This is a genomic window from Chromohalobacter sp. (assembly GCF_039830575.1).
In the GTDB taxonomy this organism is placed as follows: domain Bacteria; phylum Pseudomonadota; class Gammaproteobacteria; order Pseudomonadales; family Halomonadaceae; genus Chromohalobacter; species Chromohalobacter israelensis.
The window spans coordinates 1-15,718 of sequence record NZ_JBDOOX010000017.1; the positions used below are offsets into that span (position 1 = coordinate 1).

15 protein-coding genes are annotated in these 15,718 nt (G+C 64.9%); 11 read left to right on the forward strand and 4 right to left on the reverse strand.

The window, feature by feature from the left end; translation table 11 throughout:
* Positions 1-123: 123 nt before the first annotated feature.
* Complete coding sequence (tyrS, locus tag ABGX75_RS15545) at positions 124-1,320, reverse strand: tyrosine--tRNA ligase (protein WP_011508340.1); 1,197 nt, start codon at positions 1,318-1,320, stop codon at positions 124-126.
* A gap of 100 nt (positions 1,321-1,420) precedes the next feature.
* Between tyrS and ABGX75_RS15550 the strand changes: the two genes are divergently transcribed.
* Positions 1,421-2,536 carry an anhydro-N-acetylmuramic acid kinase gene (locus tag ABGX75_RS15550; RefSeq protein WP_179153572.1) on the forward strand — a complete coding sequence of 372 codons (1,116 nt, stop codon included), beginning with the start codon at positions 1,421-1,423 and terminating at the stop codon, positions 2,534-2,536.
* Positions 2,537-2,541: 5 nt separating this feature from the next.
* Here the strand turns inward: ABGX75_RS15550 and ABGX75_RS15555 are convergent, their stop codons facing one another.
* Both ABGX75_RS15555 and ABGX75_RS15560 read right to left on the reverse strand, forming a co-directional pair.
* Positions 2,542-3,699 carry a PilT/PilU family type 4a pilus ATPase gene (locus ABGX75_RS15555; RefSeq protein WP_011508342.1) on the reverse strand — a complete coding sequence of 386 codons (1,158 nt, stop codon included), beginning with the start codon at positions 3,697-3,699 and terminating at the stop codon, positions 2,542-2,544.
* A gap of 41 nt (positions 3,700-3,740) precedes the next feature.
* Entirely contained in the window at positions 3,741-4,781 is a 1,041-nt protein-coding gene (locus ABGX75_RS15560; protein ID WP_011508343.1) for a type IV pilus twitching motility protein PilT, read from the reverse strand.
* Positions 4,782-4,816: 35 nt separating this feature from the next.
* Between ABGX75_RS15560 and ABGX75_RS15565 the strand changes: the two genes are divergently transcribed.
* Genes ABGX75_RS15565 through metW form a run of 5 tightly spaced genes read left to right on the forward strand, consistent with a single transcriptional unit; the run spans position 4,817 to position 8,856 of the window.
* Positions 4,817-5,524, forward strand: a complete 708-nt coding sequence (locus tag ABGX75_RS15565) for a YggS family pyridoxal phosphate-dependent enzyme (RefSeq protein ID WP_347410998.1) — start codon at positions 4,817-4,819, stop codon at positions 5,522-5,524.
* Positions 5,525-5,573: 49 nt separating this feature from the next.
* Complete coding sequence (proC, locus tag ABGX75_RS15570) at positions 5,574-6,398, forward strand: pyrroline-5-carboxylate reductase (protein WP_011508345.1); 825 nt, start codon at positions 5,574-5,576, stop codon at positions 6,396-6,398.
* Between the two features lie 37 nt (positions 6,399-6,435).
* Entirely contained in the window at positions 6,436-7,026 is a 591-nt protein-coding gene (locus ABGX75_RS15575) for a YggT family protein (protein WP_011508346.1), read from the forward strand.
* A 58-nt stretch (positions 7,027-7,084) separates the two neighbouring features.
* The gene (locus ABGX75_RS15580) at positions 7,085-8,245 is read left to right on the forward strand and encodes a homoserine O-acetyltransferase (protein ID WP_035414463.1); all 1,161 of its coding nucleotides are present in this window, start codon (positions 7,085-7,087) and stop codon (positions 8,243-8,245) included.
* Positions 8,245-8,856, forward strand: a complete 612-nt coding sequence (metW, locus tag ABGX75_RS15585) for a methionine biosynthesis protein MetW (RefSeq protein WP_011508348.1) — start codon at positions 8,245-8,247, stop codon at positions 8,854-8,856. Before ABGX75_RS15580 ends, metW begins: the two co-directional genes overlap by 1 nt.
* On the opposite strand, the gene sfsA is transcribed toward metW, so the two are convergent.
* A complete protein-coding gene (sfsA, locus tag ABGX75_RS15590; RefSeq protein ID WP_011508349.1) occupies positions 8,846-9,607 on the reverse strand; it encodes a DNA/RNA nuclease SfsA in 762 nt (253 codons plus the stop codon). The two genes, metW and sfsA, sit on opposite strands and share 11 nt — an antisense overlap.
* 281 nt (positions 9,608-9,888) lie before the next feature.
* On the opposite strand from sfsA, the gene dksA reads away from it, so the two are divergent.
* The 5 genes from dksA to folK all read left to right on the forward strand — a co-directional run bounded on the left by dksA (position 9,889) and on the right by folK (position 15,715).
* Entirely contained in the window at positions 9,889-10,326 is a 438-nt protein-coding gene (gene dksA / locus ABGX75_RS15595; RefSeq protein WP_011508350.1) for an RNA polymerase-binding protein DksA, read from the forward strand.
* Positions 10,327-10,398: 72 nt separating this feature from the next.
* Positions 10,399-11,274, forward strand: a complete 876-nt coding sequence (gene gluQRS, locus ABGX75_RS15600; RefSeq protein ID WP_347410999.1) for a tRNA glutamyl-Q(34) synthetase GluQRS — start codon at positions 10,399-10,401, stop codon at positions 11,272-11,274.
* 217 nt (positions 11,275-11,491) lie between these two features.
* On the forward strand, positions 11,492-12,856 hold the full coding sequence (locus tag ABGX75_RS15605; RefSeq protein ID WP_043558671.1) for a sigma-54 dependent transcriptional regulator: 1,365 nt from the start codon (positions 11,492-11,494) through the stop codon (positions 12,854-12,856).
* Positions 12,857-13,809: 953 nt separating this feature from the next.
* Positions 13,810-15,231 (forward strand): polynucleotide adenylyltransferase PcnB, encoded by a 1,422-nt coding sequence (pcnB, locus tag ABGX75_RS15610; protein WP_011508353.1) that lies wholly within the window; start codon positions 13,810-13,812, stop codon positions 15,229-15,231.
* Positions 15,224-15,715, forward strand: coding sequence for a 2-amino-4-hydroxy-6-hydroxymethyldihydropteridine diphosphokinase (gene folK, locus ABGX75_RS15615; protein ID WP_011508354.1), 492 nt, complete (start codon positions 15,224-15,226; stop codon positions 15,713-15,715). The genes pcnB and folK overlap by 8 nt, the downstream gene beginning before the upstream one ends.
* Positions 15,716-15,718 lie beyond the last annotated feature (3 nt).

Sequence of the window (15,718 nt, forward strand, 5' to 3'; positions counted from 1 at the left end):
TTACGGATCCGCCGCCGTGAACGCAAGGGGTTTTTCGTCTCCTGCGCTCATGATGTTATCCACACCCGCCGGTCGTACCGCCTCGCCAACGGCGTGTGGATAACTCGACCGCTCGCGAGACCTTCAGACGAGCGTCACGCGCGCGTAGCGCTTCTTGCCGGCCTGAATGACATAACGCTGCCCCGTGGCGAGCATGGCATCCTTGGCGACCACTTCCCCATCGACCTTGACGCGTCCGTTACTGAGCATGTCCTTGGCCTGGGCGCTGTTATTGGTCAGCCCTGAGCGGTTGAGCACCGCCGCGATGGGGGCCTGCTCACCCTCGAACGCCACTTCGACGTCCGGCAGGTCATCCGGCAGCTCGCCCTCGGCCAGCTGGTTGCCCGCGGACTTGTGCGCGTTGGCGGCGGCTTCTTCGCCGTGATAACGGGCGATCAGTTCCCGTGCCAATTCCATCTTGATATCACGCGGGTTGGCGCCTGACTCGATGGAACGACGGATCTTCTCTATCTCGTCGTTGGACTTCAGTGACAGCAATTCGAAGTAACGCCACATCAGGCTGTCCGGCATCGACACCAGCTTGTTGAACATCACGCCGGGAGTGTCATCGACACCCACGTAATTCCCCAATGACTTGGACATCTTCTGGACGCCATCCAGTCCTTCCAGCAACGGCATGGTCATGACCACCTGCGGCGCCTGGCCGAAGTGCTTCTGGATCTCGCGGCCCATCAGCAGGTTGAACTTCTGGTCGGTGCCGCCCAGCTCGATGTCGGCCTCGAGTGCGACCGAATCGTAGCCCTGGACCAATGGGTAGAGGAACTCATGGATGGAGATCGATTGATTGGCGGTATAGCGCTTCTCGAAATCATCGCGTTCCAGCATGCGCGCCACGGTGGACTGCGCCGCCAGCTCGATCATGTCGGCCGCGGAGAGCTTGCTCATCCATTCGGCATTGAAACGTACCTCGGTCAGCGCCGGGTCGAGGATCTTGAACACCTGCTCCTTGTAGGTCTCGGCATTCGCCTTGACCTCCGCCTCGGTCAGCGGCTTGCGTGTGACGTTTTTCCCCGTGGGGTCACCGATACGCCCGGTGAAATCGCCGATCAAGAACACTACCTGATGGCCCAGCTCCTGAAACTGGCGCATCTTGGTCAACAGGACGCTATGCCCGAGATGCAAATCCGGCGCGGTGGGATCGAAGCCTGCCTTGATACGCAGCTTGCGGCCGGACTCGAGCTTCTTTACCAGCTCGTCCTCCAGCAGGATTTCATGGGTCCCGCGCTTGAGCAGCGCCAGCGCATCAGCGACATCGGTCATCGTATCCTTCTCCGAAAAAGGGTGGTTTGGGCAATAAGCGGGGATGTTAGCATGACTCATCGTCGACGGTTGAGCGCGACCCTGGCATACGGAGACCAGCATGCCCCTTTACATCGGCTTGATGTCCGGCACCAGCCTGGATGGTATCGACGCCGCCCTGGTACGGTGCGGCGAGGGCCGTCCCGAGTGGCTCGGCGCCACCGGCCTGCCCTTTTCCACTGCGCTGCACGATGACCTGCTGGCACTCTGCCTGGCACGCGAGGTTTCGTTCGCCGAACTGGCACGCCTCGAGACCGCCTTCTGCGAACGCCAGGCCGAGGCGGTCAACCGCCTGCTGCTCGAAACGGGCACGCCCCGGGAAGCGATCACGGCCATCGGCAGCCACGGCCAGACCATCGAACACGCCCCGAACGCCACGCCGGCGCATACCTACCAGCTCGACAATCCCAGCCTGCTGGCCGAGCTGACCGGGTGCGCCGTGGTCGGCGATCTGCGGCGCCGGGACCTGGCGGCCGGAGGCCAGGCCGCCCCTCTGGCGCCCGCCTTTCATGCTGCCCTCTTCACCGCGTCGGAGGCCTATCGCCTGGTACTCAATCTCGGCGGCATCGCCAACCTGACGCGACTGCCGCCGTCCGGCCAGGCTGCCCCCGTGGTGGGCTTCGATACCGGTCCCGCCAACATGCTCATGGATGCCTGGAGCCAGCGCCACCACGGACGCCCCTACGATGCCGACGGTGCCTGGGCCGCCAGCGGTCGCGTCGATGATGCGCTGCTCGCCCGACTGCTCGATGACGACTACTTCTCACGCCTGCCGCCCAAGAGCACGGGCCGCGAGCATTTTCACCTCGACTGGCTGACGTCACGCTTGAGCGGGCACGAATCCCCTTGTGACGTACAGGCGACCCTGGCCGAGCTGACCGCCGCCAGCATCGCCATGGGCGTCACCCAATGCAGCGCTGGCGTCTCCACTGCCTATGACGCCCTGATCCCCTGCGGCGGAGGCGCCCACAACGCCGACCTGCTGACACGCATACAGCGCCACTTGCCCGAGATTCCGCTGACGCCCTGTGAACGGTTCGGCTGGTCGCCGGACTGGCTCGAAGCCGGCGCCTTCGCCTGGCTGGCGCATCAACGCGTGGCAGGACTCCCCGGCAACCTGCCCGACGTCACGGGTGCACGCGGCCCACGGGTATTGGGCGGTCTCTACGCCGGCTGAAGCCCTCACTCATCCTCGCGCCACTCGTCATCGCCTTTCAGGGTGAAGCGCTCGGCGGCATCGGCAGCCCTCGCCAGTTGCGGGCTCTCGGCATCGCCATAGGCGATTTGCAGACGCAGGTCGTTGGCGGAATCGGCATGCACCAGCGCCATCTTTTCGCTGATCCGCCCTTGTCGGTAGAGCGCGTACAGGGCCTGGTCGAAGGTCTGCATGCCCTGATCCCGTGAGCGCTGCATGACCTCCTTGATATCGTGAATCGCTCCCTTGCGAATCAGGTCGCTGATCAGCGGCGAGCGCAGCATCACCTCGACGGCCGCGCACCGCCCCTCGCCATCCTCGCGAGGCAACAGACGCTGCGCGACGATGGCCTGCAGGTTGAGCGAAAGGTCCATCCACACCTGTTCGTGGCGCTCGCTGGGAAAGAAGTGCTGAATGCGCTCCAGGGCCTGGTTGGCGTTATTGGCATGCAGCGTCGCCAGGCACAGATGCCCGGTTTCGGCAAAGGTCAGGGCATGCTCCATGACTTCGCGCGAACGCACCTCGCCGATCAGGATCACGTCCGGCGCCTGGCGCAGCGCATTCTTGAGCGCCACCTCGAAGGACTCGGTATCGATGCCCACTTCCCGCTGGTTGATGATCGCCCGCCCGTGAGGGTGAATGTACTCGATGGGGTCCTCGATGCTGATCACGTGCCCCCCGGTGGTCTGGTTGCGATGCTGGATCATCGACGCCAGCGTCGTCGACTTGCCGCTTCCCGTGCCGCCGACGATGAATACCAGGCCACGCTGACGATTGACCAGTTCCCCCAGCGCCGAGGGCAGGGCCAGGCTTTCCAGGTCGGGGATATCGTAGGCGATGCGCCGCACGACCATCGCCATCTGGCTACGCTGGTAGAAGGCGCTGACACGAAAGCGCCCCTTGCCCGGCACGCTGAGCGCAAAGTTGGCCTCGCGCTCGGCCTCGAAGCGTTCGCGTACCCCCTGAGGCAGCGCCGCCGAGACCAGTTCACGCACTTGCCCCACCGACATCGCCTTGTCTCCCAGCGTGACCAGTGCGCCATCGATCTTGAGACTCGGCGGCGCCCCCGTGGACACGAGCAGATCGGAGGCCTGCTTGTCGAGCATGATATCCAGCAGTTGCGTCAGCCATTCATGCGGCGTCATCTCGTCCGTTCTCCTTCCCCGCGTCTCGATTCGTGCCAGGCTCACACACCCAGCACGCGTCCGTCCTTCGCCTTCGCCTGCGCCTCGGCACGCGAAACGATACCCTGCGACACCAGCCGCGAAAGCGCCGCATCCAGAGTCTGCATGCCCAGGCTGCCGCCGGTCTGGATCGAGGAGTACATCTGCGCCAGCTTGTTTTCGCGTATCAGGTTTCGCACCGCGCCGCTGGCGACGAGTATCTCGTGCGCCGCCACGCGCCCGCCACCCTCGCGCTTGAGCAGCACCTGCGAGATCACCCCTTGCAACGACTCGGACAGCATCGACCGCACCATGCTTTTTTCGTCGCCGGGAAAGACATCGATGATGCGGTCCACCGTCTTGGCGGCCGACGTGGTGTGCAGAGTACCGAACACCAGGTGGCCGGTTTCGGCGGCGGTCAACGCCAGGCGGATGGTCTCCAGGTCGCGCAGTTCGCCGACCAGGATCACGTCCGGATCCTCGCGCAGTGCCGAACGCAACGCCGTGGCGAAGCTGCGCGTGTCGCGGTGAAGCTCGCGCTGATTGACGAGGCTGCGCTTGCTGCGGTGCACGAATTCCACCGGGTCCTCGATGGTCAACACATGCTGGTAGTAGTTTTCGTTGACGTAGTCGATCATCGCCGCCAAGGTCGTGCTCTTGCCCGAGCCGGTCGGCCCCGTCACCAGCACCAGGCCTCGCGGCAAGGAGGACAGACGGCGAAATACCTCGCCCAGTTCCAGGTCGTCGAGAGTGAGCACCTCGCTGGGAATGGTGCGGAAGACGGCCCCGGCACCGCGCCCCTGGTGAAAGACGTTGACGCGGAAGCGCGCCACCCCCGGCACATCGAACGAGAAATCGTGCTCGAGCGCCTCTTCGTAGTCGCGGCGCTGCTGATCGTTCATGATCGCGTAGATCAGCTTGCGGACCTCACGATCCTCGATCGGCGGCACGTTGAGCCGGCGGATGTCGCCATCGACGCGAATCATCGGCGGCAGCCCGGCGGACAGGTGCAGGTCGGAGGCCTTCTGCTTTGCCGAGAACGCCAGCAGTTCGATAATATCCATGCATTTCTCTCGCTCGCGGACAGGGGTTCCCCAGTATGCCAGATGTCAACATCGTCGAATCCCTCGAGGACGCACGCAACCGTCTGCGCACTGCCTTGACGAACGCGGGACGCGACCCGGCTTCGGCGCACCTGCTCGCGGTCAGCAAGACGCAGCCCGCGGCGAGCGTGCGCCAGGCGTTCGAGGCGGGCCAGCGCGAGTTCGGCGAGAACTATGTCCAGGAGGCCCTCGACAAGCAGGCCGCGCTGACCGACCTGGACGCTATCGTCTGGCATTTCATCGGCCCGCTGCAATCCAACAAGACCCGCGCGGTCGCCGAACACTTTCAATGGGTCCATACCCTCGACCGCGAGCGCATCGCCCGACGACTCGCCGCGCAACGCCCGCCAGCATTGGGCCCGCTGGATGTCTGCCTGCAAGTCAACGTCAGCGGCGAAGCCAGCAAATCGGGCGTCGCGCCGGCGGATCTGCCGGCACTGGCCGACGTGGTGGCCACGCTCCCCCAGCTGCGGCTGCGCGGTCTGATGACACTGCCCGCGCCGAGCGACGAGCTGGCAACGCAACGACGTCCTTTCGCCGAGCTGCGCAAGTTGCTCGCGTCACTCCGCCAGCGACACCCCCAGGCGCCATTGGATACCCTGTCGATGGGCATGAGCGGCGACCTGGAAGCCGCCGTCCTCGAAGGGGCCACCTGGGTACGCCTGGGCACGGCCATTTTCGGCCAGCGTGCGCCGCGCGCCTGACTGCCTTGTCCCCAACCGTATCGCGTCGCCGCGACATTCAGGAGATACCATGACCAGCCAAGTCACATTCATCGGTGCCGGCAACATGGCGAGCGCCATCTTCGGAGGCATGGTCGAGGGCGGTTATCCCGCCGAGGCCATCACCGCCACCGGGCGGGACCCCCAGGCGCTCGCCGCACTTGCCGAGCGCCATGGCATCCGTACCACCACCGACAATCTCGCCGCCGTGGACGGTGCCGATGTCGTGGTGCTCGCCGTCAAACCGCAGATCATGCGCGAGGTGTGCCATGAGCTTCGCGACACGGTGCAGGCGCAGCGGCCCCTGATCGTCTCCGTGGCCGCCGGCTTGAACGCCGCGACGCTGGAGAACTGGCTCGGCGGCGAGCTCGCCGTGATTCGCTGCATGCCCAACACCCCCAGTCTCGTCGGCCAGGGTGCGGCAGGCTTGTTCGCCAACGCGCGGGTCAGCGAATCGCAGAAGCAACTGGCCACCACCCTGCTGGAAGCCGTGGGTCTGGTGGAATGGGTCGCCGATGAAACGCTGCTCGAGGCCGTCACCGCCGTGTCGGGAAGCGGCCCGGCCTACTTCTTCCTGATCATGGAAGCGCTCGAGGATGCCGGCAAGAAACTCGGCCTCCCCGCCGACAGCGCTCGCCGCCTGGCCTTGCAGACCGCCTTCGGCGCGGCGAGCATGGCTCGCGAAAGCGAGTTCGAGCCGGCCGAGTTGCGCCGCCGCGTCACCTCGCCCAATGGCACCACCGAGCGTGCCATCGCCAGTTTCGAGGACGACGGCCTGCGCCGCCTCTTCGAGAACGCGACGCAAGCCTGCGCCACCCGCGCCCGGGAGCTGTCCGACGAACTGAGCCGCGACTGACACTACTCTTATCACCCATTCGACATGGAGGAGCCCCATGGGCAGCCAAATGGGAAGCGCCGGCTTGATGCTGGTCAACACGCTAGTCAATGTGTATCTGTTCGTGCTGATGCTGCGCTTCTTGCTGCAGTTTTCCCGCGCCGACTACTACAATCCCGTCAGCCAGGCCGTGATCAAGGCCACTCGTCCGGTCGTCGCACCGCTGCAGCGCATCTTTCGTCCACGCGGACGTTTCGATCCCGCCACGCTGGTCGCCGGCCTGCTGCTCAAGGGCATCACCATTTTTCTGCTGCTCAAGTTCGCCGGAATCACCATGCCGCCGCTGCAGGGCGTTCTGGTGGCAGCCCTGGCCGGCGTATTGAGCGCGATCCTGGATATCTACTTCTTCGCCTTGATCATCATGATCATTCTCAGCTGGGTCGCGCCGCAGGCCAACCACCCCGGTGCCATTCTCGTCCACCAGCTGGTCGAGCCGATCATGGCGCCGGTGCGCAAGGTCATTCCACCACTCGGCATGATCGACTTGTCGCCCATCGTGGTGTTCATCGCCATCAGTCTGTTCGACAGTCTCATCGTCGGTGCACTGGCCCGTGCCGCGGGACTGCCCGGCATGCTGGTGGGCTTCTGAACATTCGCCAATGGCGCCCTGGCGCGCCTCAAGCTGGACACGGAAACTGACACACACGATGCCCGATACGCTACCTCCCGACTCGGTCGGTCTGGTCACGCCACAAACGGCGCACTTCGATACGCCGCTGGCGCTGGCCGGCGGCAAGACGCTGGACGACTACACCCTGGTCTACGAGACGTATGGCCAGCTCAATGCCGAACGCAACAACGCGGTCTTGATCTGCCATGCCCTTTCCGGTCATCACCACGCGGCAGGCTTCCATTCCATGGAGGATCGCAAGCCCGGCTGGTGGGATGCCTACATCGGCCCCGGCAAGGCGATCGACACCAACCGCTTCTTCGTCGTGTCGCTCAACAACCTCGGCGGCTGTCATGGCAGCACCGGTCCCTGCGCCACCAATCCCGAGACACGGCGCGCCTGGGGGCCGGAGTTCCCCGTCATGACGGTCAGCGACTGGGTGCATAGCCAGGCACGCCTGGCCGATCGCCTGGGCATCGAGCGTTTCGCTGCCGTGGTGGGCGGCAGCCTGGGGGGCATGCAGGTACTGCAATGGACGATGGCCTACCCGGAGCGTATCGCCAATGCCGTGGTCATCGCCGCCACGCCGCGTCTGTCGGCACAGAACATCGCCTTCAACGAGGTGGCCCGCCAGGCGATCCGCTCCGATCCCGACTTTCATGACGGCTGGTACACCGAGCATGGCACGGTGCCCAAGCGCGGCCTCAAGCTGGCGCGCATGATCGGCCATATCACCTACCTGTCCGAGCATTCCATGGGCGCCAAGTTCGGTCGCGACCTGCGCACGGATCAGCTCAACTTCGGTTACGACGTGGAGTTCCAGGTGGAATCGTACCTGCGCCATCAAGGCGATACGTTCTCCACCAGTTTCGATGCCAACACCTATCTGCTGATGACCAAGGCGCTGGATTATTTCGACCCGGCCGCCGCTCACGGCGGCGACCTCGCCGCGGCGCTGGCACCCGCCCAGTGCCCGTTCCTGGTGATCAGCTTCACCACCGATTGGCGTTTCGCGCCGCCGCGCTCTCGCGAGCTGGTGGAAGCCTTGATGCGCGCCGACAAGGCGGTCAGCTATGCCAGCATCGACTCCCCCCATGGGCATGATGCCTTTCTGCTCCCGCACCCACGCTACGAAGCGGTCTTCGGGGGCTTCATGCGGCGTGTCGCACGTGACTTGATGCTCGAGGAGACTGCCTGATGCGCGCTGATCTCAAATTGATTCACGACTGGGTACCGCAAGGCGCGCGCGTGCTCGACCTGGGCTGCGGCGACGGCACACTGCTCGCCGCGCTGGCGCGCGACAAGCAGGTCATCGGCTACGGCCTGGAGATCGACCCCGAGGGCATTACCGGCTGCATCGAGCGAGGGGTGAACGTCATCGAACAGGATATCGACGACGGGCTGAGCAATGTCGACGACGATGCCTACGACCTGGTGATCATGACCCAGGCACTGCAGGCCTTGCAGCGCCCCGACCTCACCCTCGACGAAATGCTGCGGGTAGGACGCGAGTGCATCATCGCCTTCCCCAATTTCGCTTACTGGCGGCACCGCCTCTATCTGGGCTTTCAGGGTCGCATGCCGGTATCTAAGTCGCTGCCGCACGCCTGGTACGACACCCCCAACATCCACCTGTCGACGTTTCGCGACTTCGGCCAGTTGTGCCGGGACAAGGGCCTGACCCTGGTCGATCAGCGCGTCGGCAATGGCGATCACGAATCGCACTGGACGTCGCGGCTGTGGCCCAACCTGTTCGGCGAAACCGCGATCTTCCGGATCGGCCGCGCGTCACGGAGCGTCAATCGCTGAGCGGTGTCGCGCTCGCCAGTCGGCGCTCGAGCGACACCGGCAACGCGCGCGTCAGCGCAATGTCGCCGGGCACGCCGTCATGGGTCCAGGTCGCGCTCATGCCATAGGCCAGTACCTCGACCCCTTGCGCCGCGACGCGCCGCAGCGTCTCGGCATAGGCCGGGTCGAGATGCGCGGCCGGGGCCACGGCGTCGATTCCGGTGTGTGCCACGCAAAACAGCAGCACCGCGCGATCGCCCTCCGCCACGCGGGCCGCCAGGGCCTCCAGATGGCGGCGGCCGCGCTCGCTCACCGAGTCCGGAAAGTAGCCATGGCCGTCATGCTCGCGCAGGGTGACCTGCTTGACCTCGACATAGGCGGCTGCGTGCGCGGTCGAGAGCCGAAAGTCCAGGCGGGCGTCGGCGACGCGAACCTCGCGCTTGTGCGTGTCGTAACCCGCCAGCTCGGGAATGCGTGCCTCCTGCAATGCCTGGGCCACCAGCGCATTGGCACGCCCGGTATGCACGGAAACCAGCGCGGGCGGGGCATCCGGCATGGGCAGCTCGATCAGCTCCCAGGTCCAGGCCAGCTTGCGCGCCGGGTTGCGGCTCGGTGACAGCCAGACCCGGCACCCGGGCACGTCGACCGCTCGCATCGAGCCGGTGTTCGGGCAATGCGCCACCACCACATCGCCCGACGCCAACGCCACATCGGCCAGAAAACGCTTGTAACGGCGGATCAAGGTCCCGGGCACCAGCTCCGTGTATTGCATGCTTCTTCCTCGTCGTCCTGATTCCCGCACCTCGCGTTGGCGCGGTGTCTGCCGAGCGGCATACACGGCGGGACAAAACGTCACATTCTAGCAAGGAAGCCTCGACCCGGCGTGATACGCGCACTCGTCGGCTCCCGGCGATATCGCGAGGGAACGATTTTCCTCCCTCGGTGGTTGCAAAGCCCGAATTTTTCCGCTAAATAAGCAAGGCTTCGGGCGGGCGCCCAAGTCCTACCCTGGCCAGGCATCGGCCCAAGTCACTTGCGTAATGAGGCAGTCCCATGCCAGTAGCGGAAATCAAAACGGAAGCGCCAAAAAAATTCACCCCGTACGAGCCGGCGCCGGGTGAAGAGTACATGAACGAGCAGCAGCTCGAGCACTTCCGCCAAATCCTGCTCATCTGGAAACAGGAGCTCATGGAAGAGGTGGACCGCACGGTGCGCCATCTGCAGGAAGAGGCGAACAACTTCGCCGATCCCGCCGACCGTGCCACGCAGGAAGAAGGCTTCAGCCTGGAGTTGCGCACCCGTGACCGCGAGCGCAAGCTCCTCAAGAAAATCAACGAAACCATCGAAAAGATCGACGAGGACGACTACGGCTTCTGCGAAGCCTGCGGCGTCGAGATCGGCATCCGCCGTCTCGAGGCTCGCCCCACCGCCACCTTGTGTGTTGACTGCAAGACGCTGGCGGAGCTCAAGGAAAAGCAGCTCGGCGGCTGACACGCCGACTCCGAACGCCACACGACGGGCACCCTCGGGTGCCCGTTTGCCATTGTGCGGGTGCCCAGCAGTATGTCCTACATCGGCCGCTTCGCCCCGACCCCCTCCGGTCCCTTGCATTTCGGCTCGCTGATCGCCGCGCTGGCCAGCTTTCTCGATGCCCGTCGGGCGGGCGGGCAATGGCTGGTACGCATCGAAGACATCGACCCGCCGCGCTGCCCCGAGGGTGCCGCCGACACCATTCTCCACCAGCTGGAAGCCTTCGGTCTGCACTGGGACGGCGAGGTGCACTATCAGCATGCCCGCCACCCTGCCTACCAGGCCGCGCTCGAGCGTCTCGTCGACCAGGGGCTGGCCTATTCCTGCAGTTGCTCGCGCAAGGAGTGGCGCGCGCATGCCATCTACCCCGGGTGGTGTCGGCAAGGCCCCTTGCGGCCCGACCGTCCTCTGGCGTGGCGTCTGCGCAGCGATCTCGGCCAGCGCCCCGTACGCTGGCAGGACCGACGGCTGGGCGCGCAATGTTTCGATCCCGCGGCCTTGGGCGACGTCGTGCTCAAGCGCAAGGACGGCCTCTGGGCCTATCAGCTTGCCGTCGTCGTCGATGATGCCGAGCAGGGCGTCACGGATGTGGTACGCGGCACCGACCTGCTCGACAACACGCCATGGCAGCGCCAGCTGCAAGTCGCGCTGGGGCTTCCTCTACCGCGCTACCTGCATCTGCCCTTGATCGTCGGCGACGACGGCCAGAAGCTCTCCAAGCAGAATCTCGCGCCCGCGCTGCCCACCGACGATGTTGCGGTGCGCCGTCTCTTGCATCGTGCGCTGCACTGCCTCGGGCAGTCGCCGGACGCGACACAGGCCGACGCCCCGGTGGCCGATCAACTGGCAGCGGCCACCGTTGCCTGGCGACCCGATGCTCTGGGCACCGCCACGCACCGAACGCACTGACCTCGTCGCCGCGCCTGACGGATGCCGCGCACGACACTTAGGTCGGATTGCCGTAGCGCCGCACAGTCCGTAGCTTGAAAGGCGGACGACGGGCCGGCGTCATGCCATGGTCGCAGGAGGCTCCGCTTGATCCGGCCAGCTGGCTCACGTCAGGATATTCGCGACTGCCGCGCCGCCGGCCGCCGACTGCATGAGCATCCACATGACGACGAGGCCCATGAGCAGGATTCTGATCGTTGAAAACGAAGACGCGACTCGCCACGCGTTGAAGACGCTGCTCGAACGCCACGCCTACCGCGTCGAGGAAGCGGCATCGCTCGACGCCGCCCAGGCCCTGGCCCCCCAGACCTTCGACCTGGTGATCTGCGACCTGCGTCTCGCGGGCGAGGACGGGACGCAGATGCTCGCCTTGAGCGCCCCCACCCCGGTGCTGGTCATGACCGATCACGCCAGCTTGCGCAAGGCCGTGGTGGCGCTCAAGGAAGGCGCGGTCGATTGCATCACCAAGCCGCTCGACGATGACGAGGTGGTGACGACCGTCGCACGGGTGTCGGGCAGCCCCGGGCCAGCGCGCGATGCCTCGCCGCCGGGCGTGCCATCGGGAATGATCGGGGAATGCGCGGCCATGCAATGCGTCTATGAGCGCATTCGCAAGACCGCGCCCGCCGATGTCACCGTCCTGGTGCAGGGTGAGTCGGGGACCGGCAAGGAACTCGTCGCCCGAGCCCTGCACCGCCAGAGCCGGCGCGCCAAGGCTCCCCTGATCTGCGTCAACTGTGCCGCGATTCCCGAGACCCTGATCGAGTCCGAGCTGTTCGGCCACGAAAAGGGGGCCTTTACGGGCGCCAACAGTGCGCGCACCGGCCTGGTCGAGGCCGCCGACGGCGGCACCCTGTTCCTCGACGAGATCGGCGAGTTGCCGCTGGATGCCCAGGCACGGCTGCTGCGGGTACTGCAGGAAGGCGAGATCCGGCGCATCGGTTCGGTGGAAACGCGTTATGTCGACGTGCGCCTGATTGCCGCCACCCACCGTGATCTGCAGTCGTTGTCACGCAGCGGCGAGTTCCGGCTCGACCTGTACTACCGTCTCAATGTCATGCAGATCGACCTCCCGCCGCTGCGCGAACGCGACGACGACATCCTGGCCATCGCCAAGATCCTGCTCGAGCGTGCCTGTGCACGCCATGCCCGCCCTGGCCTGCGCTTGTCGCGGGCCGCGCGCCGCGACATCCTCGGCTATGCATGGCCCGGCAACGTGCGTGAGCTCGAGAATGCCCTGGAGCGCGGCGTCATCCTCGCCGAAGGGCATCTGATCCACCCCGACGACCTGGGGCTGCCCAGCGAGCGCGCATCTCGCGCCACGCCGCCCTCGGCCGAGCCCCCTCATTCTTCCGATGACGAGGCGTCACTGGACGACGACCTGTCCCTGGAGGATTACTTCCAGCATTTCGTTCTCGAACACCAGGCACAGATGAGCGAGACCGAGCTGGCCCAGAAGCTGGGCATCAGTCGCAAGTGCCTATGGGAGCGCCGCCAGCGCCTGGGCATCCCGCGCAAGAAACAACCTCGCCGCATGGCGTGACGGCATCACACGCCCCCGCGACAAGCTCTCCCTCGCCGACTTTTTACACCAGTCACGACTATGGTCTAAGCGCATCTCGCCGTCTTTTTAGAGACCCTAGGCGCCATCGCGAGGGGGATCGGTGCACCACTTGTTACCATCCCACACAAGAAATGCCCCGTTATGCGGCAAAGTCGGTAACACCTCGCTGCCACGACACGTCAGGAACTTTAAGCGACAACCGCAACACATTGATTTAAAAATAAAAAATTCATAGTGGCACAGCCACTGCAATATAACAGGTCAAGAAAAACAACTACCGGACGCCCAGGGCGCACGAACAACGACAACAACGTACGCCACGGGTGCTCAGCCCGGCTTCGAGCACAACAACAACAAGATCGCCGGACTGGAACATCGCGAGCGAATCGCCAACAACAACAAACGAGACGCAACGCGAGCCGACCGCCAACAAGCACAACAACGGTCGGGATCCGGAACCGAACCAGGACGCGACGCGCCGAGCGAGGCTCAACAAGAACAACGCACTCGCCCGGCGCCACCCGACAACAACAACAAGACGTCGGGGGAAAGCCATGCCGTCGTGGTTGGATTATTGTTTTGAATACGAGGTGGTCACCACGCGGGTAGATCCCTAACAACAAGAAGACCGCTTACCTGCCGGATTCCATTGGTGACTGTGGTGCGTATTCAAGGCGATGCGCCATCACGAAGAAGAAACAGCAGCAAGGACGTTGCATAGCATCCTTGGGGGGAGGCCGATCAGGTCTCCCCTTTCTACTTGTAACGCACGTCGTTTCACGCATGCCTTGCCCCCCTGTACTGACGTTTCAGGATGCTCTTGAAGGCATTTCCACCCCGCCTGCTGGCGTTCCATCCTGCGACATGCTTTGCATGCCGAGGAGTGTCGGCTTACACTGGCCCTTTCGCTTTCCGCGAGTCGTTAACGACGCATGTTCAAAGGATTTACCCGCTTTCTCCAACGCCCCGGTGAACGTTTGAAGACCCTGTTCGGCGCCCAAGAGGCCTCCGGCCCTGTCACGCCCAGCCTGCGTGTCATTCCACGGGATCAGCACAACGTGTCTCGCCGTCTGTTCAGCGAGAACGCTCTCAAGGTTCTGTACCGCCTGCACAACGCCGGACACGAAGCCTATCTGGTCGGCGGCTGCGTGCGCGATTCGCTGCTCGGCAAGGTGCCCAAGGACTTCGACATCGCCACCGACGCCACGCCGGAGGAAATTCGCACCCTGTTTCGCAACTCGCGCATCATCGGGCGCCGTTTCCGCATCGTGCATGTGCGCTTCGGTCGCGAAATCATCGAGGTGACGACGTTCCGCGGCCGACCAGGCGACGATCACGACGATACACTGTCCCAGCAGTCCGACGATGGACTGCTGCTGCGCGACAATGTCTGGGGCACCATCGAAGAAGACGCGCTGCGTCGCGACTTCACGGTCAACGCGCTGTATTACAATATCGCCGACTTCTCGATTCACGACTGGGCCAACGGCGTCAGCGACATCGACGAGCGAACCCTGCGCCTGATCGGCGACCCCGAGGTGCGTTACCGCGAGGACCCCGTGCGCATGCTGCGGGCCGTGCGCTTCGCCGCCAAGCTGGACTTCGACATCGAGCCGCGCACCGAGGCCCCGATCGGCGAACTCGCGCCGCTGCTGTTGCAGATTCCCCCTGCGCGCCTGTTCGAAGAAGTCCTCAAGCTCTTCCTGTCGGGGCATGCGCTGCGCACGTTCGAACTGCTGCGCGAGTACGGGCTGTTCGCCATGCTCTTCCCCGAGACCGACGAGACCCTCGCGGAGTACGACTGGGCACAGCCATTGATCGAACAGGCGCTGATCAACACCGACCGGCGCATCCAGGAAGACCGGCCGGTCACGCCGGCCTTCCTGTACGGTGCCATGCTGTGGCCCGGCATGCGCCTGCGCGCGGAACGTCTCGAGGCGGAGGGCATGCCCCCCATTCCCGCCCAGCAGACCGCATCGCAGCAAAGCATATCGCGGCAGCTGCAGCATACGTCGATTCCCAAGCGCTTCAGCTTGCCGATGCGCGAGATCTGGGACCTGCAACAGCATCTGCCCAAGCGGCGTGGCAAGCGGGCCTTCCAGACCCTGGAGCACAAGCGCTTTCGTGCCGCGTACGACTTCCTTCTGCTGCGCGAAACCGCTGGCGAGATCGAGCCCGGCCTGGGCGACTGGTGGACGGCCTTCCAGGATGGGGACGAGCACGAGCAGGCGCGCTTGATCGCCAAGACGGGCGGCCACCCCGCAGGAACGTCGGACCGCCCCAAGCGCCGACCGCGCCGCCGCCGGCGTCGCAACTCGAATGCCGGGCAGCCTAACGACGGCCGCGATGAGTGAGCGCGCGCTGCCCGCCTATATCGGGCTGGGCAGCAACCTGGATTCTCCCCGCGCACACGTCACCCGCGCCCTGGACGAACTCGACTCCCTGCCGCTGACGCGGCTGGCATGTCATTCCTCCCTCTATGCGTCATCCCCGGTGGGTCCCCAGGATCAGCCCGACTTCGTCAATGCCGTTGCCCGGCTGGAAACGCGACTGTCACCCTTGGCGCTGCTCGACCAGTTACAGGCCCTCGAACAACGCCACCGACGGATTCGAAAACGCCGCTGGGGGCCCCGCACGCTGGATCTCGACCTGCTGTGCTATGCGACACTGCGCTGGCAGACGCCGCGCTTGATCCTGCCGCACCCTGCCATGCGGGAGCGCGGTTTCGTGCTGGTGCCCCTGGCGGAAATCGCACCCGAGCTGCTGCTCGATGGCGACACGGCCGCCTCGCTGGCCGTGCCCCATCAAGGACGGGACTTGCGTCGACTCGTCCCCTAAAAG